The organism is Micromonospora sp. 15K316, from assembly GCF_004348525.1.
Lineage (GTDB): Bacteria > Actinomycetota > Actinomycetes > Mycobacteriales > Micromonosporaceae > Micromonospora.
This window is the reverse complement of record NZ_SMKG01000007.1, coordinates 1-24,792: the sequence shown is the minus strand read 5'-3', so window position 1 is coordinate 24,792 and position 24,792 is coordinate 1. Positions and strand designations below refer to the sequence as shown.

At 73.5% G+C, this 24,792-nt stretch carries 22 protein-coding genes and 1 pseudogene; 7 read left to right on the top strand and 16 right to left on the bottom strand.

Annotated elements, in window-relative coordinates; all coding sequences use genetic code 11:
* Positions 1 to 25: 25 nt before the first annotated feature.
* Both E1211_RS03435 and E1211_RS03430 read right to left on the bottom strand, forming a co-directional pair.
* A complete protein-coding gene (locus tag E1211_RS03435) occupies positions 26 to 964 on the bottom strand; it encodes an alpha/beta fold hydrolase (protein WP_132345279.1) in 939 nt (312 codons plus the stop codon).
* 237 nt (positions 965 to 1,201) lie between these two features.
* Positions 1,202 to 1,531 carry a hypothetical protein gene (locus E1211_RS03430; protein WP_132345277.1) on the bottom strand — a complete coding sequence of 110 codons (330 nt, stop codon included), beginning with the start codon at positions 1,529 to 1,531 and terminating at the stop codon, positions 1,202 to 1,204.
* A gap of 319 nt (positions 1,532 to 1,850) precedes the next feature.
* Between E1211_RS03430 and E1211_RS03425 the strand changes: the two genes are divergently transcribed.
* A complete protein-coding gene (locus tag E1211_RS03425) occupies positions 1,851 to 2,342 on the top strand; it encodes a DUF3145 domain-containing protein (RefSeq protein WP_132345275.1) in 492 nt (163 codons plus the stop codon).
* A 106-nt stretch (positions 2,343 to 2,448) separates the two neighbouring features.
* A complete protein-coding gene (locus E1211_RS03420; RefSeq protein ID WP_371686119.1) occupies positions 2,449 to 4,155 on the top strand; it encodes a glycoside hydrolase family 3 protein in 1,707 nt (568 codons plus the stop codon).
* A gap of 5 nt (positions 4,156 to 4,160) precedes the next feature.
* Here the strand turns inward: E1211_RS03420 and E1211_RS03415 are convergent, their stop codons facing one another.
* Together E1211_RS03415 and E1211_RS03410 are read right to left on the bottom strand one after the other, a co-directional pair.
* Positions 4,161 to 5,993 (bottom strand): TrkA family potassium uptake protein, encoded by a 1,833-nt coding sequence (locus E1211_RS03415; protein WP_132345271.1) that lies wholly within the window; start codon positions 5,991 to 5,993, stop codon positions 4,161 to 4,163.
* Positions 5,994 to 6,068: 75 nt separating this feature from the next.
* Complete coding sequence (locus E1211_RS03410; RefSeq protein WP_132345269.1) at positions 6,069 to 6,968, bottom strand: MerR family transcriptional regulator; 900 nt, start codon at positions 6,966 to 6,968, stop codon at positions 6,069 to 6,071.
* A 94-nt stretch (positions 6,969 to 7,062) separates the two neighbouring features.
* On the opposite strand from E1211_RS03410, the gene E1211_RS03405 reads away from it, so the two are divergent.
* Positions 7,063 to 7,281, top strand: coding sequence for a hypothetical protein (locus tag E1211_RS03405; protein WP_132345267.1), 219 nt, complete (start codon positions 7,063 to 7,065; stop codon positions 7,279 to 7,281).
* A gap of 97 nt (positions 7,282 to 7,378) precedes the next feature.
* Here the strand turns inward: E1211_RS03405 and fabF are convergent, their stop codons facing one another.
* From fabF to E1211_RS03370, 7 genes and pseudogenes are all read right to left on the bottom strand, one after another.
* A complete protein-coding gene (fabF, locus tag E1211_RS03400) occupies positions 7,379 to 8,605 on the bottom strand; it encodes a beta-ketoacyl-ACP synthase II (protein ID WP_132345265.1) in 1,227 nt (408 codons plus the stop codon).
* A 2-nt stretch (positions 8,606 to 8,607) separates the two neighbouring features.
* On the bottom strand, positions 8,608 to 8,847 hold the full coding sequence (locus E1211_RS03395) for an acyl carrier protein (protein ID WP_120678564.1): 240 nt from the start codon (positions 8,845 to 8,847) through the stop codon (positions 8,608 to 8,610).
* Between the two features lie 86 nt (positions 8,848 to 8,933).
* On the bottom strand, positions 8,934 to 9,878 hold the full coding sequence (locus E1211_RS03390) for a beta-ketoacyl-ACP synthase III (RefSeq protein WP_132345263.1): 945 nt from the start codon (positions 9,876 to 9,878) through the stop codon (positions 8,934 to 8,936).
* A gap of 127 nt (positions 9,879 to 10,005) precedes the next feature.
* A pseudogene (locus E1211_RS03385) lies at positions 10,006 to 10,923 on the bottom strand (ACP S-malonyltransferase); the annotation flags it as partial.
* A 78-nt stretch (positions 10,924 to 11,001) separates the two neighbouring features.
* Positions 11,002 to 12,279 (bottom strand): CdaR family transcriptional regulator, encoded by a 1,278-nt coding sequence (locus E1211_RS03380; RefSeq protein WP_207915213.1) that lies wholly within the window; start codon positions 12,277 to 12,279, stop codon positions 11,002 to 11,004.
* Positions 12,280 to 12,361: 82 nt separating this feature from the next.
* Positions 12,362 to 13,003 carry a response regulator transcription factor gene (locus E1211_RS03375; RefSeq protein ID WP_207915222.1) on the bottom strand — a complete coding sequence of 214 codons (642 nt, stop codon included), beginning with the start codon at positions 13,001 to 13,003 and terminating at the stop codon, positions 12,362 to 12,364.
* Positions 13,004 to 13,128: 125 nt separating this feature from the next.
* Complete coding sequence (locus E1211_RS03370) at positions 13,129 to 14,325, bottom strand: sensor histidine kinase (RefSeq protein ID WP_132345257.1); 1,197 nt, start codon at positions 14,323 to 14,325, stop codon at positions 13,129 to 13,131.
* A 211-nt stretch (positions 14,326 to 14,536) separates the two neighbouring features.
* On the opposite strand from E1211_RS03370, the gene E1211_RS03365 reads away from it, so the two are divergent.
* Complete coding sequence (locus E1211_RS03365; RefSeq protein ID WP_132345255.1) at positions 14,537 to 14,908, top strand: hypothetical protein; 372 nt, start codon at positions 14,537 to 14,539, stop codon at positions 14,906 to 14,908.
* A 70-nt stretch (positions 14,909 to 14,978) separates the two neighbouring features.
* Here E1211_RS03365 and E1211_RS03360 read toward each other — a convergent pair whose 3' ends face one another.
* Positions 14,979 to 15,629: a hypothetical protein gene (locus tag E1211_RS03360; RefSeq protein WP_132345253.1), complete on the bottom strand. Its 651-nt coding sequence runs from the start codon at positions 15,627 to 15,629 to the stop codon at positions 14,979 to 14,981.
* Between the two features lie 239 nt (positions 15,630 to 15,868).
* Here E1211_RS03360 and E1211_RS03355 point away from each other — a divergent pair, with 239 nt between their 5' ends.
* The gene (locus E1211_RS03355) at positions 15,869 to 16,504 is read left to right on the top strand and encodes a copper resistance CopC family protein (protein ID WP_243709317.1); all 636 of its coding nucleotides are present in this window, start codon (positions 15,869 to 15,871) and stop codon (positions 16,502 to 16,504) included.
* A 99-nt stretch (positions 16,505 to 16,603) separates the two neighbouring features.
* On the opposite strand, the gene gltX is transcribed toward E1211_RS03355, so the two are convergent.
* From gltX to E1211_RS03340, 3 genes are read right to left on the bottom strand one after another with little or no spacing between them, the layout of a single operon-like run.
* Complete coding sequence (gene gltX, locus E1211_RS03350; protein ID WP_132345249.1) at positions 16,604 to 18,013, bottom strand: glutamate--tRNA ligase; 1,410 nt, start codon at positions 18,011 to 18,013, stop codon at positions 16,604 to 16,606.
* 47 nt (positions 18,014 to 18,060) lie between these two features.
* Positions 18,061 to 19,338, bottom strand: a complete 1,278-nt coding sequence (locus E1211_RS03345; RefSeq protein WP_132345247.1) for an MFS transporter — start codon at positions 19,336 to 19,338, stop codon at positions 18,061 to 18,063.
* Positions 19,335 to 20,684, bottom strand: coding sequence for a GH1 family beta-glucosidase (locus E1211_RS03340; protein WP_132345245.1), 1,350 nt, complete (start codon positions 20,682 to 20,684; stop codon positions 19,335 to 19,337). The genes E1211_RS03345 and E1211_RS03340 overlap by 4 nt, the downstream gene beginning before the upstream one ends.
* 187 nt (positions 20,685 to 20,871) lie before the next feature.
* Between E1211_RS03340 and E1211_RS03335 the strand changes: the two genes are divergently transcribed.
* Positions 20,872 to 21,318, top strand: a complete 447-nt coding sequence (locus tag E1211_RS03335; protein WP_132345243.1) for an SRPBCC domain-containing protein — start codon at positions 20,872 to 20,874, stop codon at positions 21,316 to 21,318.
* A 214-nt stretch (positions 21,319 to 21,532) separates the two neighbouring features.
* Here E1211_RS03335 and aceE read toward each other — a convergent pair whose 3' ends face one another.
* On the bottom strand, positions 21,533 to 24,277 hold the full coding sequence (gene aceE / locus E1211_RS03330) for a pyruvate dehydrogenase (acetyl-transferring), homodimeric type (protein WP_132345241.1): 2,745 nt from the start codon (positions 24,275 to 24,277) through the stop codon (positions 21,533 to 21,535).
* Between the two features lie 176 nt (positions 24,278 to 24,453).
* Here aceE and E1211_RS03325 point away from each other — a divergent pair.
* The coding region (locus E1211_RS03325; RefSeq protein WP_207915211.1) for a phage holin family protein at positions 24,454 to 24,792 on the top strand (339 nt) is incomplete at its 3' end.

Here is a 24,792-nt window from a genome sequence, read left to right as displayed (position 1 = left end):
TCGCCAGGTGCGCCGTCGCCCCTCGTCAGGCCGGGGTGGCGGGCGCGAGTCGCCCGGCGGGCCGCGGCCCGCCCAGTACCTGGCGGACCACCCCGAGCAGCGCGGCGTTCACCTCGTCGGGGCGCTCCATCATCAGCATGTGCCCGGCACCGGGGCAGACGGTCAGCTCGGTGTTCGGCAGCACGGCCGCGATCGACTCGGCGCACGGGGGCGGGGTGAGCCGGTCCCGGTCCCCGACGAGGGCGGCTGCCGGCAGGTGGGCCAGTTGGGCGAGGGTGTCCAGGCGGTGCTGTGCCCCGATGGAGGCGCGGAACCCGCCGATCGAGCGGAGCGTGGCGCGCGCCACCGACGAGGTGACCAGCCGGATGTCGGCCGGGTCGCACTCCTCGCCGAAGAGCAGCCACCGGATGCTCGGGCGCAGCGCCCGCAGCAGCGGCAGTGGCGGCCGCCACGATCCGCAGCGGGCCAGTACGCCGGCGCCGGTGGTCTCGGCGAGCCGGATGAGCCGGGCGATGCGGGACGAGAGTCCGTAGACGGTGTGCGTGTGCCCCTCGGCGGTGGTCGAGACGAAGGCGAGGCCGGCCGTACGCGCCGCGAAGTGCTCGGGATGCCGGTGCGCGTACTCCATGATCGTCATCCCGCCCATCGAGTGCCCGACCAGGACGACGCGACCGGTCGGGGCGGTCGCCTCGATCACCGCGGCGAGGTCGTCACCGAGCTGGGCCAGGGTGGCCGTACGCAGCGGCATGCAGCTGGAGCGGCCGTGGCCGCGCGCGTCGTACGCGACCAGCCGTACCGCCGTGCCGACCGCCTCGTCCAGCGCGGTGAGCTGCCGATGCCAGCTCCGGGCGTCCAGCGTCCAGCCGTGCAGCAGGATCACCGTGACCTCGGCATCGGCCGGCCCGGACGTCTCGACGTGCAGGCGCACGCCGTCGGTCAGGCGCACCTCGGACTGCTCCGGCATCGCCGCCTCCCCGGGCCGCGTGGATCCCGCCACCGGGGTACCCGGTGGTAACACCGGCTACCCGCCATGACACCACGCCAACCCTCGGGGCGGGAAGATCCGGCGGCCGGCGGCCGGCGCCTGTCGAGCAGGAGGCTGCCGGTGGCCCGGTGGGGACGGGGCCGGCCGGGGCCGCAGACGCAGAACCGCCCGCCGGGAAGTCCCGGCGGGCGGTCACGTGTTGCGCGGCGGGAGGGCTCAGCCCTCGAAGACGCCGGCCTCGACCAGGCGCTTCTCGGTCGCGTCCCAGCCGTCACCGGGGTGCGCCTCGGCCAGCATGTTCAGCTCGGCGCGGATCTTGGTGGCGTGGCCCGCGGCCGCCAGCGTCCGGATCTCCTCGACGAAGGCCTCGGAGTCGGTACGCAGGTGGGCGGTCTTGCCGTTGGTCAGGTTCCGCACGTAGGCGTGCTTGCCGCCGTTGAGCGGGATGAGGTACTTGAACTCGCCCAGCACGCTGAGGGCGCCACCCTGGCCAGCCTGGCCGGCCCGGACGGACGCGCGCGCGGTCTTAGAGGTGTTGCTCGCCACGGAGGTACTCCTTGCAAGACGTACGGGAGGACTGGAACGTCCGGGGGCTGTGCGGACGACTCCGGATGGATGGGCCCGCAGAAGACGTGCGCGGCACAAGCCGCCGATGGAACTGTACACGACCACGATCCCTGGCTGGTCATCGCGGCGTCGTGGGTTCCAACGGCCACCACCCTTGCGGCTATTCCGGCGGCTCTTCCCGGTGAATTTTCCGATTCCCTGGCGCACCATGCGTCACAGGAGTCATCATGTGTCGCAGGAACCACTCGGGTGGTCGAGGTCGTAGGGGAAGACGCACCTCGCTCTCCGGGAGGTCACCGTGCCAACGCGTGGCGTCGTATACGTCCACTCGACCCCGCTCGCCGTGTGCTCGCACGTCGAGTGGGCGATCGCGCGCGTCCTAGCCGCGCCGGTCGACCTGCAGTGGACCGCACAGCCCGTCGATCCCGGCGCCCGCCGGGCCGAGTGCGGGTGGACCGGCCGTCCGGGGACGGGCGCCGAACTGGCTGCTGCCCTCCGGCAGTGGCCCATGATCCGTTTCGAGGTGACCGAGGAGCCGAGTCCCGGCACCGACGGTGAGCGCTTCATGCACGTGCCGGGGCGGGGCCTCTTCCGCGCCACGGTCGGTGCGGCCGGCGACATCCAGTTGGGCGAGGACCGGCTGCGCAGCATCCTGGCCACCGCCCGTGCGCCGGAGGCGATCACGCACGCGATCGAGAAGGCGCTCGGCACGGCGTGGGACGCGGAGCTGGAGCCCTACCGCTACGCCGGCGACGGCGCGCCGGTGACCCTGCTCACCCGGGTCGGCTGACGGGCCGCTGCGGCGCGTACCTCCTGGTGCCGGCGGCGGTCGGTGCGGGTCGGCGGCGGCTGGGCCGAGTTGCCCCGATACGCGGTGAACTGGTGGGATAGGCGGCGTGTCCATTCGCCCCCACCGCGCCGTCGTCGCCGCCACAGCCCTGACCGCCCTGCTCCTCGCCGGTTGCTCGGGGTCCGCGGAGCGCCCGTCCTCCCCTGCGGCCCCGTCGGCCCCGTCGACGCCGCAGGCCAGCGACCCGGCGGCCCGCGCCACCGCCCTGGCCGTGACCCTGGCGGACGAGGACCTCGTCGGGCAGGTGCTGATGCCGTACGCCTACGGCAACGCGGCCACCGAGGTCTCGGCCGGCTCGGCCGCCGGCAACCAGGGGCTCGCCGGGGTGGACACCCCCGCCGAGATGATCGCCAAGTACCGCCTCGGCGGGCTGATCCTGGTCGGCTTCAGCGCCGACGACCCGACCCAGGGCAACCAGGAGACCACCAACGTCGACAGCGCGGACCAGGTCCGGAAGCTGACCACGGGGCTGCGCGACGCGGCGGCCGGGCTGCCCACCGGCGCCGCGCCGTTCCTGATCGGCACCGACCAGGAGTACGGCGTGGTGACCCGGATCACCGACCGGGTGACCGCGCTGCCCAGCGCCCTGGCCGCCGGGGCGGCGGGTGACCCGGCGCTGACCGAGGCGGCCTGGCGGGCCGCCGGCAGCGAACTGGCCGCGCTCGGCATCAACCTGGACTTCGCGCCCGTCGCCGACGTGCTCGCCACCCGCAGCACCGTGATCGGATCCCGCTCGTTCGGCGCCGACCAGGAGCGCGTCTCGCCGCAGGTGGGCGCCGCCGTCCGGGGCCTGCAGAGCGCGGGGGTGGCGGCCACCCTGAAGCACTTCCCCGGGCACGGGCACAGCGCCGACGACTCCCACAAGGAGCTGCCGGTGCTCACCCAGCCGCGGGCGAAGCTGGAGGCCGAGGCGTGGCCGCCCTTCAAGGCGGGCATCGACGCGGGCACCATGGCGGTGATGTCCGCCCACCTCGACGCCCGGTCGGTCGACCCCGGCACGCCGGCGACCTTCTCGCACAAGCTCCTCACCGACGTGCTCCGCGGCCAGCTCGGTTTCCAGGGTGTCGTGATCACCGACGGCATGAACATGGCGCCGGCCAAGCGCTGGTCACCCGGGGAGGCCGCCGTGCGTGCCCTCAACGCCGGCAACGACCTCATCCTGATGACCCCGAACGTCGGCCAGGCGTACGACGGGCTGCTCGCCGCGCTGCGCGACGGATCGCTGCCCCGGGCCCGGCTCCTCGACGCGGTGACCCGGGTGCTGACCATGAAGTTCCGGCTGGCCGGTACGGCGGCGCCCGACATGTCGACGCTCGACGACCCGGCGCACCGCGCGGCGGCCGACGCGCTCGCCGCCGCGGCGGTGACGGTCCTGCGGGGCTCCTGCGGCACCACCCCGGTCACCGGGCCGGTCACCGTCACCTCCTCCGACGGTCGGGACCACACCCGGGCGCTGCTGACCGACGCGCTGAAGGCGGCCGGGGTGCGGGTGGTGCCCGAGGGCGGCACCGTGGTGCACCTGGTCGGCTACGGCGACGGCACCGGCGACCTGCGCGCCGACGCCGCCGTGACGGTCGCCATGGACACCCCGTACGTGCTGGCCAAGGCCACGTCGCCGACGTTGCTGGCGACCTACTCGTCCAGCCGGGCGGCCATGAACGGGCTGGCGGCGGTGCTCGCCGGCAAGGCCCGCCCCGGCGGTCGTTCCCCGGTCAAGGTGACCGGCCTACCCGCCACCACCTGCGACAGCTGACCCGCTCAGGGCTCCGTACGGCCCGGGGCGTCCGGATCGGGGTGCTCCGCCGGTCGGCCCGGGGCCCGCGCGGCGAGCAGGCGCAACGGCGGCGGCTCGACCAGCGCGGGCGGGTCGGCGCTCGGTACCGCCCGGGGGAGCAGCGCGGCGAGACCGGCCCGGGTCGCCACCACGACGAGCCGGTCGGTGCGGACCAGCGGGCGTCGTCCCGGCAACGACCAGATGGTCTGCCCGGCCCGGCCGGTACGCATCGCGATCACCCGGACCTCGCCGGGCCGCGAGAGGTCGGGGCAGAACCGGCCCTCCAGATCTGAGCCCGCGCCGACCGGGAGTTCGGCGACGAGCAGCAGATGGCGGCCGATCGAGATGGTGTCGATCACCTCCCGACCCATCATGGCGGCCGCGAACGCCGGTGCCGCGAGGTACGACACGCTGCGCGAGTGGGTCAGGCCGAAGCTCCGCTGCACCCGCTGGGCGAAGCCGTCGTCGAAGAGCCGGAGCACCACCCGCGGCGATCCGCCCGGGCGACCGGTGGCGGCCCGGGCCGCGGCGTGCGCCGAGCGACCCGACAGCGCGGTCTCCAGGTTCGTCACGTCGTCACTGGTGAGCACCACCAGCGCCCGGCAGGTCTGCACCGACGCGGCGCGCAGCGTCTCCGGACTCGTCGCGTCCCCGATGATCACGGGCAGCCCCAGCTCGCGCCCGACGGCCACCCCGCGCGCCGACTCCGCCCGGTCGACGCCGACCACCGGCAGGCCCGACGAGTGCAGCTCCTGGAGCACCCGGGTGCCGATGTTGCCCAGGCCGACCACGATCACGTGCCCGGCGACCGCGTCGACGAGCCCGCCCGCGGCCACCTTGAGCCGGGCGTGCACGAGCGCGTCGACGACCAGCGCGGTGACCGTGGGGACGATGGCGACACCCGCGATCACCAGTACGACGGCGGTCACCTTCTCGGCGAGCGGGGCCGCCGGATCGGCCTCGGCGCCGCCGAGCGCGGTGAGCAGCACGACGTAGGCCGCCTCGGCCGGGGCCAGACCACGGGCGTACGCGAGCACCGCGCCGGCGGCCGCGAAGAGCAGGGCCATACCGGCCAGGGCCAACCGCAGGTTGCGCCCGAGGACCAGCGCGGTGCTGCGCAGCAGACGTGGCCGGCGTCGCGGTGGCGGCTCGGCGCGGGGCCGCCCGTACGTCCGGACGAGGACCAGGTCCGCCTCGGCCTCGTCCGCCGGCAGCCGCACCGGCTCCGGCCCACCGGTGTACGCCAGCCCGCAGACGATCTCGGCGGCCTCGTCGAGGGTGCGCCGATCGGCCACCCGGACGAGCTCGTCGTCGGGCAGTCGCAGGTACGCCGGGGCCTCGTCGCCCAGCGTGGCGGCCACGAACGCCGGGGCGGCGATCTCGGAGCCGGAGAGGACGGCGCAGTCGCCCAGCATGGTGGCGACACCCTCGCCGAGCACCGGGTTGAACAGCCGGACCACCAACCGTACGTCCGGGTTCAGCTCACGGACGATCATCGCGCCGTCCACGTTGGTGACGTCGTCGTCGGCGACCAACGCCACCGCCGCCGCCTGTGCCACCCCGGCGCGTTGCAGCACCTCCACGGTCAGCCGCCGGGCCACCAGGACCTCCGGCCGCAGCTCAGGCCGGCCGGTCTGCGGCCCGAACTCCGCGATGTCGGGGGCGTGGTTGTCGTTCAGCGACGGCAGCACCACCGTGACCCGCACCCCGTACCGGTCGACGAGCTCCCCGACCAGACGGCGGGCCAGGGCGCCGTCGCCGCACACCACGAACCGCTGTCCGCTGGGCTCGGACGCCGGTCTGGTGTCGTCGGACACGCCGGCATCGTAGCCATTCGATTCGACGCCTGAGCAACGGGAAGGCGAACCGCCGGCGGCGCGTCCGCCGGGCCGTCAACGCGGCGTGCGCAGCGCCGCGATCAGCCACTCCACCGGCGGTACGGCGGGCGGGAACTGCTCCCGGCCGTTGAGCACCCCGATCAGCTGCCAGTACCGCTCGACGCGCCGGTCGGTGAAGGTGGCGAGAGCGTCGGCCAGCTCCCGCCGCCCCTGCGGGGTGAGCGACGGGTCCACCAGCTCGTCGAGCACCGCCTGCCCCTCCGGCGAGGCCGGCTCGATCCCGGCCGTCAGGGCCGCCCGGGCCAGTTCGAGTCTCGTCATCGGCTCCGGCGGTGGCGGCGGCTCGTCGGTCGTCCCGGCCACCGCCATCTCGCGTACCCGGCGGCGGAAGTCCGGGTCGGCGACCAGTTCGGCCAGCTCCAGCCAGGCGTCCACCTCCTCGTCGGTGGGCTCGTCGGGCAGTTCCGCGGGGAGTGCCCGCATGGCCTGCGCCAGCCCGGCCGGGGGGCCGTCCACGTCGGCGAACACCTCGGCCACGAAGTCGTCGATGATCTGCTGCCGCTCCCGCGCGGAGAGCCGGGCCAGGTCGTTCATGAGTCTCAACTCCTCGGTCGTACTGCCACGTCGGGTGACCGACCGCAGCACCGCCCGGCGCAGTCGCAGCGTACGGATTTCCGCGTCCGTCGCCCGCAGGTGCGCCCGCGCCACGTCCTGCACGCTCGCCTGCCGGTCCAGGATCCGGCGCACGTCGTCCAGACCGATGCCCAGTTCCCGCAGGCTGCTCAGCAGCTCCAGCCGGGCCACCGCGGCCGCGTCGTAGCGCCGGTAGCCGGCTGCCGAACGGGCGGTCGGCGGCAGCAGCCCCAGGTCGGACCAGAACCGGATGGTCCGGACGGTGAGACCGGTCCGGCGGGCGAGTTCCCCGATGCCGAGCAGGTCGGTGCGGTCGTTCACAGCGGTCAGCCTCCCGTCTCCAGCCACTGGAGAGTCAACCCGACCGGCGGAGAATCGGGTCGCGCCCTCCGGGGTGTCCTGGCACCCTCACCGGATGGCGCAGGCGCAGGGATTCCGGTACGTCGAACGGGCCGACGGCACCGTGGTGATCTGGCACCACGGGCGGGCCGCCGCCACCCTGCGCGGCGGTCGGGCCGCGAGGTTCCTCGCCGAGGTCGGCGACGACCCGCAGCCGGTGATGGCGCGGTGGACCGGCAACTACCGTCGAGGCAACGAGCGGACCGCGCGGCGACACCCGCGCAACCAGGGCTGACGACGGGAGAGGGCCCGCGCTCACTGAGCGCGGGCCCTCGACGGGTACCAGTCGTTACCGGGGGTGTCGCGGTGGGCGCTTGGCGCCCGGACTCTGCTCAGGCCCGCGTGAAGACGAGCGCCACGTTGTGTCCACCGAAGCCGAACGCGTTGTTCAGCGCGGCGGGGATCTCCATGGTGCGCGCCTTGTGCGCGGCCACGTCCAGGGTGAGGGCCTCGTCCGGGTCGTCGAGGTTGATCGTCGGCGGGACGACACCGTCGCGGATGGCGAGAATGGTGGCGATCGACTCGAGCGCGCCGGCCGCGCCGAGCAGGTGCCCGGTCATCGACTTGGTCGCGGAGAGCACCGGGTGGTCGCCGAGCGCCTTGCGCAGCGCGCCGATCTCCAGCATGTCGCCGATCGGGGTCGACGTGGCGTGCGCGTTGACGTGCACGATGTCCTGCTTGGCGACACCCGAGTCGGCGATCGCCTTCGAGATCGCCCGGATCGCGCCCTCGCCCTCGTTGTGCGGCTGGACGATGTCGAACGCGTCGGAGGTGATGCCGGCGCCGGCCACCCGGGCGTACACGCGGGCCCCACGGGCAGCCGCGTGATCGGCCCGCTCCAGGACGAGGACACCCGCGCCCTCGCCGAGGACGAAGCCGTCCCGACCCTTGTCCCACGGCCGGGAGGCCTTCTCCGGCTCGTCGTTGCGGGTGGACATCGCCCGCATGGAGGCGAAGCCGGCGATCGGCAGCGGATGGACGACGGCCTCGGTGCCACCGGCGACCACCACGTCGGCCCGGCCGGACCGGATGATGTCCAGGCCGAGCGCGATCGCCTCCGCACCGGTCGCGCAGGCGCTGGCCATCGAGTGCACGCCGGCCTTGGCGCCGACCTCGATCCCGACCCAGGCGGCCGGGCCGTTCGGCATCAGCATCGGCACGGTGTGCGGAGACACCCGGCGCGGGCCGGACGCCTCGAGGATGTCGTCCTGGGCGAGCAGGGTGGTCGCGCCACCGATGCCGGAGCCGACGCTCACCGCCAGCCGCTCCGGGTCCAGCCCGGAGTCGGCCAGCCCGGCGTCCGCCCAGGCCTGCTGCGCCGCGATGAGGGCGATCGCCTCGGAGCGGTCCAGCCGGCGCAGCCGGACGCGGTCCAGCACCTCCGAGGGCTCGACGGCGAGCTGCGCGGCGATCTGGACCGGCAGTTGCGCCGCCCACTCCTGGGTGAGCGGGCTCACCCCGGAGCGGCCGGCGACCATGGCGTCCCAGGTCGACGCGACGTCCCCGCCGAGCGGGGTCGTCGCGCCGAGCCCGGTGACGACGACGTCGGGGCGAGTCATGATCAGGACTGCGCCTCGATGTAGCTGACCGCGTCACCGACGGTCTTGAGGTTCTGCACCTCGTTGTCCGGGATCTTGACGCCGAACTTCTCCTCGGCCGCCACCACGACCTCCACCATGGAGAGCGAGTCGACGTCCAGGTCGTCGGTGAAGGACTTCCCCTCGGCCACGTCGTCCGGGTTCACCCCGGCAACCTCCTCGAGGATCTCGGCGAGGCCGGCGGTGATCTCTTCACGGGTCATTACTGTCGGTTCCTCTCATCGGGTTGATCTCGTCGGGCGGCCTCGCCGCCGACGTTTCGCCTCGACGCTGCGCGCCGAGTCGGGTCTCAAGGGCAGCGGACGACCTGACCCGCGTAGGTCAGGCCACCGCCGAAGCCGAAGAGCAGCACCGGGGCCCCGGACGGGATCTCCCGTCGCTCGACGAGCTTGGAGAGGGCCAGCGGCACGCTCGCCGCCGAGGTGTTGCCGGACTCGACGATGTCCTTCGCGATGATCGCGTCGGGGATGTCGAGCCGCTTCGCGATGCCGTCGATGATCCGGGCGTTCGCCTGGTGCGGCACGAACGCGGCCAGCTCCGACGGGGCCACCCCGGCCCGCTCGCAGGCCTGCAGCGCCAGCGGGGCGAGCGCGGTCGTCGCCCAGCGGAAGACCGTCTGGCCCTCCTGCTGCACGTACGCGCGCCAGCCCTCGATCCGGACCGCGTCGCTCTTCTCGGGCACGGAGCCCCAGAGCACCGGGCCGACTCCGGTGGGCTCGTCGTCACCGGTGGCGGTCACGACCGCGGCGCCCGCGCCGTCGCCGAAGATGATGCAGGTCGAGCGGTCGGTCCAGTCGGTGAAGTCGGAGAGCTTCTCCGCGCCGATGACGATCGCGTTGCGCGCCGCACCGGCCCGGATCGCGTGGTCGACGGTGCCCAGCGCGTACGAGAAGCCCGAGCAGGCGGTGTTGATGTCGTACGCCCCGGGCGCGTTGACGCCGAGCTTGGCGGCGACCCGGCAGGCCACGTTCGGGCTGCGGTCGACCGACGTGCAGGTGGCGACCACGACCAGGTCGATGTCGGCGGCGGTGAGGCCGGAGTTCGCCAGCGCCTTGCCGGCGGCGGCGGCGGCCATGTCGGCCACCGTCTCGTCACCGGCGATCCGTCGGGTGGCGATGCCGACCCGGTCGCGGATCCACTCGTCGCTCGTGTCGACCATCTGGGCGAGCTCGTCGTTGGTGACGACCCGCGAGGGCTGGTAGTGCCCCAGGGCGACGATCCGGCTTCCGGCCATCAGTTCCTGCCTTTCGTTCGCGACTGCGGGGCCCGCGGGATCGTCTCATTCCTCGCGCTCGCCGTGGTGTCGTTCGTTCGGGACCGCGGGATCCGCGGTCCCGGCTCGTTGCTCGCGCTCACCGCTCCCCGCCGACCCGCGCGATCAGGTCGCGCGCGGCGGGCAGGTCGTCCGGGGTGTTCAGCGTGACGATCTCCGGCGCGTTGCCGCCCTTGAACTCCCGCTTGATCAGCCCGGCCAGCGTGCCGGCCGGCGGCAGTTCGATAACCCCGGTGACGCCGAGGTCGGCGAGCGTACGCATGCAGAGGTCCCAGCGGACCGGGGCGGTGACCTGGCGGACCAGGCGCTGCACCAGCTCCCCGCCGTGCGCGACGGCGGTGCCGTCGAGGTTGGAGAGCAGGACGCGGGCCGGGTCGGCCGGAGTGATCCCGCCGGCCACCGCGGCGAGCGCGTTCTCCGCTGGCGCCATGTACGGGGTGTGGAACGCGCCGGCCACCTGGAGGCGGATGATCCGGGCCTTCGCGGGCGGCTCGGCGGCGAGCTTGTCGAGGTTCTCCAGCGCCCCGGCGGCGACGATCTGGCCGGTGCCGTTGCGGTTGGCGGGGTAGAGCTGGTGCGCCTCGATCGCGGCGACCACCCCGTCGGGGTCCCCGCCCAGCACGGCGGCCATCCCGGTCGGCTCCAGCGCGCAGGCGGCGGCCATCTCCCGGCCGCGTACGCCGGCCAGCGTGATCGCGGCCTCGGCGGAGAGCACGCCGGCGAGGGCGGCGGCGCCGAGCTCGCCGACGCTGTGCCCGGCGGTGACCCGCACGTCCTGCATCGGCAGGTGCTCGGCGGCGAGCAGCGCGGCCGCCACCAGCAGCGGCTGGGTACGGGCGGTGTCCTTGATCTCGTCGGCGTCGGCCGCCGTGCCGAGGTGCACCAGGTCGACGCCGGTGAGCGCGGAGAACCAGCGCAGTCGCGCCTCAGCGCCGGGCAGGTCCAACCAGGGGGTCAGGAAGCCGGGCTTCTGGGAACCCTGCCCGGGGGAAAGTACGGCCAGCACGACTACGACTCTTCCGGATACGCGCGGGTAGCGCTGTGCCGCCCCCGACCAAACCACACTAGAACCTTTGGCGGGATCCTACAAAGATCGGCGGTGATCATCACCTGTCTGTGAGGTTTTGCCGGAAGTTGAGCCCATTGTCTGAGTTGGGACTGGCGGGGCCACCGGGTCGAGCCGGCCGACCGTCAACGCCACCTGGAGCGCGAAGGCGTCCCGTGCGGTGAGCGGCGACAACCCGGTCACCTCGGCGATCCGGCGCAGCCGGTACCGCACGGTGTTCGGGTGCACGAAGAGCGCCCGCGCGGCACTCTCCAACGTGCCACCGGCGGCGAAGAAGGCGTCCAACGTCTCCAGCAGCTCGCCGCCGGCGCGGATCAGCACCCCGTACACGTCGTGCCGCAGTCGCCGGCGGGCCTCCGCGTCCCCCGCGAGGGCCCGCTCCGGCAGCAGTTCGGTGGCGGCCACCGGCCGGGGAGCGCCCGGCCAGGCCGGAGCCGCCCGGAAGCCGGCCAGCGCGGCCCGGGCCGACTCGGCCGCCGCGTCGAGGCTCGGCACCGCCGGGCCGACCACCACCGGCCCCTCACCGAACGCGCTCAGCAGCTTCCGGGTGGCCGCCAGCGGATCGTCGGCGCCGCCGAGCACGACGACCAGCCGGTCCCCGTGCACGCCCCCGATCACCTCGGCCCCGATCCGGCGGGCCTGCCGGTAGACGGTGTGCAGCACGGCGGAGACCTCTCCGCCCGGGGAACGTCCGACCGCCACCGCGACCGGCGGGGCGTCCGCCCAGCCCAACGCGGCCGCGCGACTGGCCAAGACGTCCGGCGAGTCCCCCCGCAGCAGCGCGTCCACCAGCAGCGCCTGCAACCGGGCGTCCCAGGCGCCGCGCGACTCGGCGGCCCGGGCGTACACCCGGGCCGCGGCGAAGGCGATCTCCCGGGAGAAACGCAGCACCGCGTCGTGGAGCTGCTGCTGCTCGCCCTCCGCGGCGAGGTGGGGCACCTGCTCCTCCACGACGTCGATGGTCACCTTGATCAGTGCCACCGTCTGCTGGAGAGTGATCGAGCGCGCCAGCGCCTGCGGGGCGGCCGCGAAGACCTCGTCGGAGACCTCCTGGGTGCTGTCGGCGCTGCCACCGCCGGAGCCGAGCCACTGCACCAGGGAGCGGACACCCGCCTGGGCGACAAGCATGACCCAGGAACGCTGGTCGGCCGGGAGGGCGCGGAACCAGGGCAGCGTCTCGTCCATCCGGGCGACGCTCGCCGTGGCGAGCGCGCCCGCCGCCCGCTCGATGCGGCGCAGCGTGGCCGTCAAGTCTCCGTCGCCCGGCTCGTTCCCCACCACACCAGCCTGACACACGGCCTGACCAGCGCCGCCCCGGCGGGTGGGCCGGAGGTCGCCGCTCGGGCGGGCCGACCGGCGCGGCACCGGCCGGGGGGGGTCAGCCGGTCGGGGGCTCCGGCAGCCCCAACTCCTGGGCCAGGATGGCCGCCTGTACCCGGCTGCGCAGCTCCAGCTTGGCCAGGATCCGGCTCACGTGGGTCTTGGCGGTGCTCTCCGCCATCGCCAGCCGGTCGGCGATCTGCTGGTTGGACAGGCCGAGGCCGAGGCAGGACAGGACGTCCCGCTCCCGCCGGGTGAGCCCGTCCACGACCGTCCGGCTCGCGGCCGGGGCGGTGGCGGCGAAGGCCCGGATCAGCCGCCGGGTCACCGCCGGCGCGATCACACCCTCGCCCCGGGCCACCGCCCGCACCGCCGCCAGCAGACCGGCCGCGTCGGTGTCCTTGAGCAGGAAGCCGGCGGCCCCGGCGCGCAGCGCGCCGAAGACGTACTCGTCGAGGTCGAAGGTGGTGAGCACCAGCACGTCGGCGAGCCCCCCGGCGACGATCTCCCGGGTCGCCGCGACGCCGTCCCGGCGCGGCATGCGGATGTCGAGCACCGCGACGTCCGGGCGCAACTCGCGGCAGAGCCGTACGGCCTCGTCACCGTCACCGGCCTCGCCGACGACGTCGATGTCCGCAGCGGCGGTCAGGATCAGCCGCAGTCCCGCCCGGACCGCCGGCTGGTCGTCGGCGAGCACCACCCGCGCGGTCGTGGCGGTCGACGCCGTCGGCGGGCCGCTGCCCTCGCTCGCCGCCTCCCCGGCCGGGCCCCTCCGCAGCTCGCCCGGCGGCTCGTCGGCCGGTGCCGGAGGGGCGCCGTGGCCGGTCACGACGGCTGCCGGGCGGCCGGCAGGGCGGCCTGGACCCGCCAGCGACCGTCCTGCGGGCCGGCGGCGAACCGGCCCTCCAGCAGCACCGCCCGTTCCCGCATGCCGATCAGGCCGGCGCCCGCCCCGGGCAGGCCGCCGCGACCGGTGCGGACCGGGTTCTCGACCGTGACCACCACCTCCGCAGGCCGGTACGTGATCTCCAGATCGGCCTCACCGCTGCCGTGCTTGAGCGCGTTGGTCAGCGACTCCTGCACGATCCGGTACGCGGCGAGGTCGACGCCGACCGGCAGACCGTGCGGCTCTCCCGTCGTGCTGACCCGGACGGCCAGCCCCGCGGCCCGGGCCCGCTCGACCAGCCGGTCCAACTCGCCGAGCCGGGCCGGGACGGTTCCGTCGGGGTCGCCGCCGTCGGTCGCGGGCGGCTCCGCCGGAGCGCGCAGCACACCGATCATCTGCCGCATCTCGGTCAACCCCTGCACGCTATTCTCCCGGATCACCCGCAGCGCCGAGTCGACCTGCGTCCGGTCGAGCCCCGGCACGGAGAGGGCGGCCGTCGCGTGGATGGCCACCGCGCTCAGGTGGTTGGCGATCACGTCGTGCAGCTCGCGGGCCATCCGTGCGCGCTCCGCGGCGACCGCCTGCCGCCGGTCCAGTTCGACCAGGCGCGCGGTCTGCTCGGCCCGGGTCCGTTCGGCCGCCGCCTGGTCGCGGTACTGCCGCACGCTGATCCCGGTGAGCACGGGCATCACCCCGGCGATCACGAACGGCGTACCGAAGCCCACACCGCGCCAGTTGCCGACCAGCAGCACGCCGAGCGCCGTGCTCAGCACACTCAGCCCGACGGTGATGCGCAGCAGCCACCGCCAGGTGCGCCGCGAGCCGTACACGCAGGAGTCGTAGAGGACCTGGGTGTAGACGAGCACCGTGCCCAGGGAGGCGCCGAGCAGCAGGTCGGCCACGACCGCGACGGTGCCGATCGCCAGGCTGGCCCGGGTGGCGACGCGGCGCAGGCCGACCGCCACACAGGCCGCGACCAGGGGCGGCAGGAACAGCGCGTCGGGCAGGCCGGGGTCCCAGGAGATCTGTCGTTGGATGCCCAGGGCGAACAGGACCAGCCCGCCGGCGAGCGATGCACCGGCCAGGGCGAGGTCCCGGCCGCGGGTGCCGGAGCGGAGCCACGGGGGCAGTCGCATGGCCCGATCCCACCACATCCACAGCCGCCCACCCTCCGCCCACGGGAGGAGTCCGGAGCTGGTCCGGCTCCGCCGAAGGTGGTACGCGGGGCAGGTCCACGTGGCGGGGGACCCCGGTACGCCCCCGCGCAGCCGTCGGGGGCGGCCAGTACGGTGGCAGGGCACCTCGGCGCTACCGCCGAGGTGCGATCGCGAGTGTGAGGAGACCGGGATGGCGCAGGGGGAGGCCGATCACGGCTGCGCCCAGGGGGAGCCGTGCCGGCCGGGCTACGACCAGCAGGCGGCCGCGAAGCACCGCCGCCTGGGCGGTGCCTCGCCCTCGTTCCCGGCGGACCCGGCGGCGGGGCGGTCGGGGCTGACCGAGCCGGCGCCGGCGCGAGGTGCCGACCGGCCCGAGGAGGATGCCGCCGTGCCGCGGCAGCGGGCCGACGAGCCGGCCCCGCCCGTCGAGCCGGAGCAGGTGCCGTCCCGCTCGGGGTGCCGGAGCGACCTTCCCGGTTGGGCCGGTGCGCACCGGCACGGGGCGGTCCGTCCGCCGCTGCGCGGCACCCGTCAGGAACGCCCGCCGCGCCGCTGGTGCTGACCTGCCGTGATCTTCGACGGCCACCGATCCCGCCGCCGCTCGCGGGAACGGTCGGCGGGCACGGTGATGGTCAGCGGGTGCGGCGGCGGATCAGCAGCGCGATCCCGGCGAGGCCGGAGGTGATGACGAGCACCACCGCCACGTTCACGAGCAGCAGGCGCTGAAGGTCGCCGAGCGCCTGGTCGATGTCCCGGGCGGGGTTGAGCGCGTCCTCGGGGATGACCCGCTCACCGCCGCCCACCCCGCCGCTGACCGTGTCGAACTCCCGCTCCAGCGGGACGCCCGCGTTGCGCAGCGTCTCGGACATGGAGAGCCGGCCGAGGAACCAGCCGGCTTTGGTCTTGCGGGAGTCGGGCTGCTTGGCCGGGCGGTAGATCCTCGGCCCGCCGACGGCCTTCGGGTACAGGTCGTACGTCTGCTTCGGGGTGTTCCCGGCGAGCACGACGATTGTGTACTTCGGACCGAGGTCGGCCGGCTTCGGCCCGGTGGCCGCGCCGGTGCGGCCGAGGAAGTTGACCTGATCGATCACGGCGGTCACGTGCGCCGACTGGCCGTTCGGGCGCAGCCGCAACGGTTCCGTGAGGCCCGCCCCGGTGACGTCCACTCCGGGCGGTGGCGGCGGTTTCGGCGCGGCGTGCGCCGGGCCGGCCAAGCCGACGGACAGGGCGGCTGTGAGCGCGCCGGCCAGCATGGCGAGCATTCGCCTCACCTGTCGGACCATCGCCGCCTCCTCGCCCCGTTCGATGGCTGGCCTCGCTGCGTCGGACACCTCGTCAGCGGTGGCGAGCAGGTCCGATGACCGGACGCCACCCTTCAAGACTCCGTGAGATGTCGATTGGTTGCAGCTCGTGGAACAGTAATTGGAACTATCTGCGATCCCGGCTCGACCAACGAACAGCCGTTGATCAGCGGGCGGATCGTACCTTTACGGAGGTCTCCATGGGGGGCAGGGTCGCACGGGTGGCACGCCTCGTGCTAGCGGTATCCGGCGTGGCGCTCGGTGTGTCGTTGGCTCTGCCGGCGGCGCCGGCGGCCGCGCACAACTCGTTGACCGGCAGCGATCCGCGCGACGGCGCCCGGATCGCGGCCGCGCCGGCCCGGGTCGAGCTCCGGTTCCTGTCCCGACTGGATCCGGCTACGACGAAGATCACAGTCACCGGTCCGGACAATGTGGTCGCCGCGGGCGGCGAGCCGCGTTTCTCCGGCAGCCGGGTGAGCGTGCCGTTCAGGCCGGGCCGGGCAGGGCTCTACATCGTCGGCTACCGGGTGGCGTCCGGCGACGGGCACCCGATCTCCGGCGAGGTGCGGTTCACCCTCACCACCGGCACGCCGGCCGACCCGTCGGCGTCTCCGGCCGACCCGTCCGCCACCCCGTCGACGACCGGCGGCGCACCGGCCTCGCCCGCCACTCCCACGTCCGGGCCGGCGCTGACGGCGGGACCGGACGCCGCCAGCCCGAGCGCGGCCACCGTGCCCACGGCCGGCGAGAGTGACGACGTCAGCGGTTGGCTCTGGGCGCTCGGCGCGCTGGTGCTGCTCGCCGCCCTGGCGGCCGGTCTCCTGTTCCGCCGACGTTCCGCCCGCGGCCGGCGGTGAGCCGCCCGACCGCCGCACGCTGATCGCCGGCCACCCGCGACCTTTACACACCGGACGCGGAGCGTGGCTGGTGGTGTCACCCGCAGGGGCGGGTCGGGATCAGACCAGGCGGACCCGGGCGGCACGCAGTCGGGTGAGGGCGCGCTCCCGGCCGAGAACCTCCAGCGACTCGAAGAGCGGCAGGCCCACGCTCCGGCCGGTCACCGCGACACGTACCGGCGCCTGTGCCTTGCCGAGCTTGAGCCCGCGCTCGGCGCCGACCGCCTCCAGGGTGGCCTTGATCGCCTCGGCCTTCCACGACGGCAGCGCCTCGAACGCCGAGATCGCGGCGTCGAGCAGGTCCGCCGAGCCCTCCTTCATCGCCTTGGTCCAGGCGGCCTCGTCGATCGTCGGGGCCGCCAGGAACAGGAAGTCGACGTTCGGCACGATCTCGCTGAGCACCGCGATGCGGGTCTGGGCCAGCGGGGCGACCGCGGCGAAGGCGGCCGGGTCGAACTCGTCCGGCTGCCAGGGCGGCGGCGCGATTGTGCCGGTGCCGGTGAGCCACGGCTGGCAGGCCGCGACGAAGTCGTCCACCGACAGCGCCCGGATGTAATCGCCGTTGAACGCGCGCAGCTTCTTCTCGTCGAAGAACGCGGGCGACGGGTTGACCTCCTCGAGCCGGAACTCCTCCTCGATCACGGACCACGGGACGATCTCCCGGTCGCCGCTGGGCGCCCAGCCGAGGAGCATGAGGTAGTTGCGCATCGCGTCGGCGAGGTAGCCCTCGTCGCGGTACGCCTCCAGGGCGACCTTGTCCCGCCGCTTGGAGAGCTTCTGCCGCTTCTCGTTGACCACCACCGGCACGTGCGCCCAGATCGGCGGCTCGGCCCCCAGCGCGGCCCAGAGCAGCTGCTGCTTCGGGGTGTTCGGCAGGTGCTCCTCGGCGCGGATCACGTGGGTGATCCCCATGACCATGTCGTCCACGACGTTGGCCAGCAGGAAGACCGGCGAGCCGTCGCCGCGGGCGATGACGAAGTCCTCGATCAGCTTGTTCTCGAAGGTCGGCTCGCCCCGGATCAGGTCGACCACCACGGTCTCGCCCTCGTCGGGCGTACGGAAGCGCAGCGCCCGCCCCTCGCCCGGACCGAGCCCTCGGTCCCGGTGGTAGCCGTCGTAACCGGCGTACTGCGAGCCGGTGCGCGCCTGGACGTCCTCCCGGGTGCAGTCGCAGTAGTACGCCCGGCCCGACTCGTAGAGCCGCTGCGCGGCCGCCCGGTGCTCGTGGGCGTTCTCCGACTGGAAGTGCGGGCCCTCGTAGCTGGTGCGTTCGATGCCGATCCAGTCCAGCGCGGAGAGGATGCCCTCGGTCCACTCGGGCTTGTTCCGGGCCGCGTCGGTGTCCTCGATGCGGAGCACGAACACCCCGCCCTGCTGCTTGGCGTAGATCCAGTTCTGCAGGGCCGAGCGGGCGCCGCCGACGTGGAACATACCGGTCGGGGAAGGGGCGAAGCGTACACGTACCGTCACGCCCCCAGCCTACGGCGCTGCGCGAGCCTATTAGGCCAGGGGTCCGGTCAGGGCACCGAGCGGATCTTCACGACCAGCGCGCTGCCGAGCAGGGTGACGGCCGCGGTCACGGCGTAGAGCGTCGGGTATCCGCCCAGGTGCACGACGAGCGGCGCGGAGAGCGCCGGGCCGAGCACCTGCGGCGCCGAGTTCGCGATGTTGATCACCCCGAGGTCCTTGGCCCGATCGGTGGCGCGGGGGAGCACCTGGGTGATGAGCGCCGCGTCGACCGAGAGGTAGACGCCGTAGCCGGCGCCGAGCAGCAGCGCGGCGACGACGGCCATCGGCCAGACCGGCGCGACCGCGAGCAGCAGCGCCGCCACCGTCATGATCAACCCGGAGGCGATCACGAAGACCTTGCGCCGCCCGGAACGGTCGGAGAGCCGGCCGGCGACGACCGCGGTGAGCATCATGCCGAGCGTGTAGAGCAGGATGAGCACCAGCAGCGACCCCTCCGGGTCCGCGACCCGCACCCCGTCGGTGAGGAAGTAGAGCAGGTAGAGGGTGCCCAGGGCGTTGCCGGTCTGGACGAGGAACCGGGTGAACCACGCCCAGGCGAAGTCCGGGTGCCGGCGTGGGCTGACCCACATCGAGGCCAGCAGGGCGCGCGACCGCAGCGCCGGCCGGTGCGCCCGGGGCAGCGGGTCGTCGGCGGTGAGCAGCGCGAAGGGCAGTGCCAGCACCAGCATCGCGACAGCGATGGCCAGGTAACCGGCGGCGTTGCCCGTGACCACCGCGGTGACCAGCACCGCGCCGACCACGAGCCCGAGCGCCTGCGGGATGCCCACCCAGCCGGAGACACCGCCGCGCTGGGCCACGGGCACCCGGTCCGGGACGGCCGCGGTGAGGCTGGCCAGCATGGCGTTGAGGCAGACCTGGGTGGCGACCCAGCCGAGCGTCACGCCCAGCACGGTGCGCTGCCGGGCGAGCAGCACCAGGGCGAGCGCGCCGAGCACGGCCCCGCCGACGGTCCAGACGTGCCGGCGGCCGAACTCGCGTCCGCCCAGACGCAGGCAGGTCCGGTCGGAGAGGGCGCCGGCCAGTGGGTTCGCGAGCACCGCGGCGACGGCGCCCAGCCCGGTGACCACGGCCAGCAGCTCCTCCTTGCCGCCCGGTGAGATCCGCTCGACCTGCTGCGGCAGCAGCACCTGGATCGGGGTGAAGAAGGCCATCCAGACGCCGAGGTTGGCGGCGAAGACCAGCGCGATCCAGCCCCGCCGGACCGGGACCGTCGGCTCGGCCAACGCCGCCGGCAGGGCGGCGCGCGTCGGGTCGACGGCGGTCACCGGGCCGACTGCCGGCGCGCGGCCGCGATGACGTCCCGCAGCCAGGCGTACGAGGACTTCGGCGTACGCGACTGGGTGCGGTAGTCGACGTGCACCAGGCCGAAGCGTTTGGTGAAGCCCTCGGCCCACTCCCAGTTGTCCAGCAGTGACCAGACGAAGTACCCGCGTACGTCGACCCCGTCGTCGAGCGCGGCCCGTACGGCGCGTAGGTGCCCGTCCAGGTACGCGACGCGCTCCGGATCGTGCACCCGCCCGTCGGCGTCGGGCACGTCGTCGTACGCGCAGCCGCTCTCGGTGATCTCGACGGGCGGAAGCGCCGCTCCGTACGTGCGGTGCAGCCAGCCGAGCAGCTCGTGCAGCCCGTCCGGGGCGACCGGCCAGTCGAACGCCGTCCTCGGGTAGCCGTCCAGCGGGACCAGCTCGAACGGCAGCGGGGAACCCTCCTGCGGCGCGCGTACCCCGGTCGGGTTGTAGTAGTTGACTCCCAGCACGTCGAGTGGGGCGGCGATGACGGCGAGATCCCCGTCGCGCACCACCGACGGGTCGCCGGCGGTTCCGTCCGGGTAGCCCCGCCCGAGCAGCGGGTCGGTGAAGAGGCGGTTGTGCAGCGCCTCGTACGCGGCGGCGGCGGTCCGGTCCGCGTCGGTCCCGCCGAGGGTCCGCACCGGCGAGTAGTTGTTGGCGATCGCGATCGGGCTGCCGCTGCGGGCTCGCAGCGCGGCGACCGCCAGGCCGTGCCCGAGCAGCTGGTGGTGGGCGGCCGGGAAGGCGTCGAAGAGCAGCGTCCGCCCGGGCGCGTGTTCGCCCGTGCCGTAGCCGAGGCTCATGTGGACGAACGGCTCGTTCAGGGTGATCCAGAGCGTGACCCGGTCGCCGAGGCGGGCGGCGACGAGGTCGGCGTACGCGGCGAAGCGGGCCGCGGTGTCCCGGGCGAGCCAGCCGCCGGCGTCCTCCAAGGGTTGGGGCAGGTCCCAGTGGTAGAGGGTGGCCACCGGGTCGATCTCGTGGGCGAGCAGGTCGTCGACGAGCCGGTCGTAGAAGTCCAGCCCGGTGGGGTGGGCCGGCCCGGCGCCGGTGGGCTGGACCCGCGGCCAGGCGACGGAGAAGCGGTAGGCGGTGACGCCCAGTCCGGCGAGGAGCCCGATGTCCTCCCGGTGGCGGTGGTAGTGGTCGCAGGCGACGTCGCCGGTGCTGCCGTCGGCGATGCGGCCGGGGGAGTGGGCGAAGGTGTCCCAGATGGACGCGCCGCGGCCGTCCGCGCCGACCGCGCCCTCGATCTGGTACGCCGACGTCGAAACGCCCCAGCGGAAGTCGGCGGGGAACTGCGGCAGCGGTGCGGTCGGCATGACGCCCTCCCGATCAACGCGAAACGTGTTCGGGACTCTAGGACGCGAGCCGGGATTGCGCTATAGGCCGTCATGACTGTCCGCGCAATGCTTTTCGGCGTGTCTTTTTCCGAACCCGTCCCAGTACGTCCGAATTTGCGCATAGAGTGCGGAATATCGCGGATGTCCTCACTGGAGGAAGACGGAAATGATCCTCGTGGAACGCAGTGCGCACGTGGCGGCGCCGGTGGAAGCGGTCTGGGACGTCGTACAGCGGGCCGAGCAGCTGCCGGCCTGGCTGGCGGGGGTTCGCGCGGCCGAAGTGCTCTCGGGTGAGGGCTTCGGACGGCGGCAACGGGTCCAGGCCGGGCGCGGCTCGGCACACGAAGCCGAGGTGATCGCCTTTCAGGAGCCGACCCTGATCGGGTGGCGCGAGCGCGCCAAGGGTGCCGGCGCCCGAGCGGAGGCGCGCACCGAGATCTACGTACAGCTCACTCCCGACGAGGAGGAGGGCGGCACCGTCGTACGGCTGATCGTCGTACGGTGGCCGGCCGGTCCGGTCAAGGCCGCCCTGCTCCGGCTCGGCCTGCGTCGGGTCGGCGCCGATCTGGAGGAGTCGTTGGCCCGGCTCACCGACCTGGCCGCCGTCGGCTGACCAGGCTCGCCCCCGGCGTCACCCGCGATGGTGGTGGCCCGGCGCTCCCGCCAGGGGCACCGGGCCATCGCTTGCTGTTCCACCGGCCACCCGCGCCGACCACGTCGGTCCCCGGTGGACGGCAGCACGAGTACCCGTTCGACGGGCCCTGGACCGGCCCGGCAACGGCGAAGGGCCCGCGCGGTGCGCGGGCCCTTCGTGCGGACGGATGCGGCTAGCTGTCGCCGCCGGTCTCGCCGACCGGCGCCGCGCTCACGTCGTCGATCGCGTACTTCTTCGCGGCCTCGCCCGGCACGTTGGCCGGCACCGCGCCACGCAGCGCGAGCTGTCGCAGCGTGGCGACCGCCACCGACTCGGCGTCGACGTGGAAGTGCCGGCGCAGGGCGTGCCGGGTGTCCGACATGCCGAACCCGTCGGTGCCCAGCGAGGTGTAGTCGCCCGGAACCCACCGGGCGATCAGGTCCGGCACGGCGCGCATGAAGTCGCTGACCGCGACCTTCGGCCCGTCCGCGTCGGCCAGCTTCCGCGCCACGTACGGCACCCGCTGCTCGGCGCCCGGGTTGAGGAGGTTGTACTCCTCGCACTCGACCGCGTCGCGGCGCAGCTCGGTCCAGGAGGTCACGGACCACACGTCGGCGGCGACCCCCCAGTCCTGGGCCAGCAGCTGCTGCGCCTTGAGCGCCCACTGCATGCCCGTGCCGGAGGCCAGGATGTTCGCCTTCGGCGCGCCGCCGTCCAGCTTCGGCGCGGCGGCGTAGCGGTAAACGCCCTTGACGATGCCCTCGACGTCCACGCCCTCCGGCTCGACCGGCTGGAAGATCGGCTCGTTGTAGACGGTCAGGTAGTAAAAGATGTTCTCCTGCGCCTCGCCGTACATCCGGTGCAGGCCGTTCTCGACGATGTGCGCGATCTCGAACGCGAACGCCGGGTCGTACGCGGCCACCGCCGGGTTGGTGGCGGCGATCAGGTGCGAGTGGCCGTCCTCGTGCTGGAGACCCTCACCGTTGAGCGTGGTCCGCCCGGCGGTCGCGCCGAGCAGGAAGCCCCGCGCCATCTGGTCGGCCGCCGCCCAGAGCCCGTCCGCGGTGCGCTGGAACCCGAACATCGAGTAGAAGATGTACATCGGGATCATCGGCTCGTCGTGCGTCGCGTACGACGAGCCGGCGGCGGTGAACGACGCGACCGAGCCGGCCTCGTTGATGCCCTCGTGCAGGATCTGCCCGGCGGTCGCCTCCTTGTAGGACAGGAACAGCTCCCGGTCCACGGAGGTGTAGCGCTGGCCGTGCGGCGAGTAGATCTTCGCCGTCGGGAAGAGCGAGTCCATGCCGAAGGTACGGGCCTCGTCCGGGATGATCGGCACCCAGCGCTTGCCGAACTCCTTGTCCTTCATCAGGTCCTTGAGCAGGCGGACGAAGGCCATCGTGGTGGCCACCTTCTGCTTGCCCGAACCCCGCTTGACGTCGGCGAAGCGCTCCGGCCCGGGGATGACCAGCCGCTTCGAGCTGGTTCGCCGCGACGGCAGGTAGCCGCCGAGCTGCTGGCGCCGCTCGTGCAGGTACGCGACCTCGTCGGACTTCTCACCGGGGTGGTAGTACGGCGGCAGGTAGGGGTTCTCCTCCAGCGCCGAGTCCGGGATGTCCAGGTAGAGCCGGTCGCGGAAGGTCTTGAGGTCCTCCAGCGTCAGCTTCTTCATCTGGTGGGTCGCGTTGCGGGCCTCGAAGTGCGAGCCGAGCGTCCAACCCTTGATCGTCTTGGCGAGGATCACGGTCGGCTGGCCGGTGTGCTCCGTCGCCGCCTTGTAGGCCGCGTAGAGCTTGCGGTAGTCGTGGCCGCCCCGCTTGAGGTTCCAGATCTCGTCGTCGCTGAGGTGCTCGACCATCTTGCGGGTGCGCGGGTCGCGCCCGAAGAAGTGCTCCCGGATGTACGCGCCGGACTCCGCCTTGTAGGTCTGGTAGTCGCCGTCCGGGGTGGTGTTCATCAGGTTCACCAGCGCGCCGTCGGTGTCCGCGGCGAGCAGCGGGTCCCACTCGCGGCCCCAGACGACCTTGATGACGTTCCACCCGGCGCCCCGGAAGAACGCCTCCAGCTCCTGCATGACCTTGCCGTTGCCCCGGACCGGGCCGTCCAGCCGCTGGAGGTTGCAGTTGATCACGAAGGTGAGGTTGTCCAGCTCCTCGCGGGCGGCCACACCTATCGCGCCGAGCGTCTCGGGCTCGTCCATCTCGCCGTCACCGAGGAAGGCCCAGACCCGCTGGTCCGAGGTGTCCTTGATGCCCCGGTGGTGCAGGTAGCGGTTGAACCGCGCCTGGTAGATGGCGTTCAGGCCGCCGAGCCCCATCGAGACCGTCGGGAACTCCCAGAAGTCCGGCATCAGCCGCGGGTGCGGGTACGACGGCAGCGCGCCGCCCGGGTGGGAGAGCTCCTGGCGGAACCCGTCGAGCTGGTTGTCGCTCAGCCGCCCCTCCAGGAACGCCCGGGCGTACATGCCGGGGGAGGCGTGACCCTGGTAGAAGATGTGGTCGCCACCGCCCGGGTGGTTCTTGCCACGGAAGAAGTGGTTGAAGCCCACCTCGTAGAGCGACGCCGAGCTGGCGAAGGTGGAGATGTGGCCACCGACGCCGATCTCGGGGCGCTGCGCCCGGTGCACGAGCATCGCCGCGTTCCACCGGATGTAGGCCCGGATCCGCCGTTCGATGTGCTCGTCACCCGGGAACCACGGCTCCCGCTCGGGGGTGATGGTGTTGATGTAGTCCGTGGTGGTCAGGGACGGAACCCCGACCTGGCGCTCCCGCGCGCGCTCGAGCAGGCGCAGCATCACGTAACGAGCGCGCTTGGTTCCGCGCTCGTCGATGACCCCGTCGAGCGACTCGACCCATTCGCTGGTTTCGTCCGGGTCGATGTCCGGGAGCTGGCTCGGCAGGCCGGCGGTGATCACCGGGCGCTTGCGTTCCGTAGCCACAGGCGGTCCCTCGGTTGTGTGTGGGATAGGTCTCTAGCGCCATCCTGCCCTCTGCTGGCACCCGCCGTCACGTCTAGGTCCCCCTGACGCGACGCTCAACACACGTACCGGCCGGTAACTTCGGGTGCCCGGCGGCAGGTCCCTGCCTGCTTGTCCGTTCTCAATACCATGCCGACATGAATGGGCGGCGAACGGTGTCGGGTGGGCTCCTCATCGTGGCCGGCGCGCTCCTGGCGCTTCCGGCGGTGCCCGTGCTGCTGGTCGGTGACCCCGCCGCGCTGCCGGTGGCGCTCGTCGCCGGCCTCGGCGTGGTTCTCGGCACGATCCTGCTCGTCCGCGGGGTGCGGGCGCCGGCGCGACGACGGCCCGCCGGGATCCCGGCGCCGCGTCGACGGCACGCCGACACCGCCATCCCGAACCAGGGCCCGCCCGACTCGTACTCGTGGTGGGACTCGACCCACCACCGGTGGGGCGATGGCTGGTCCGGCGGCGGCGACTCCGGTGGTGGCGGAGGC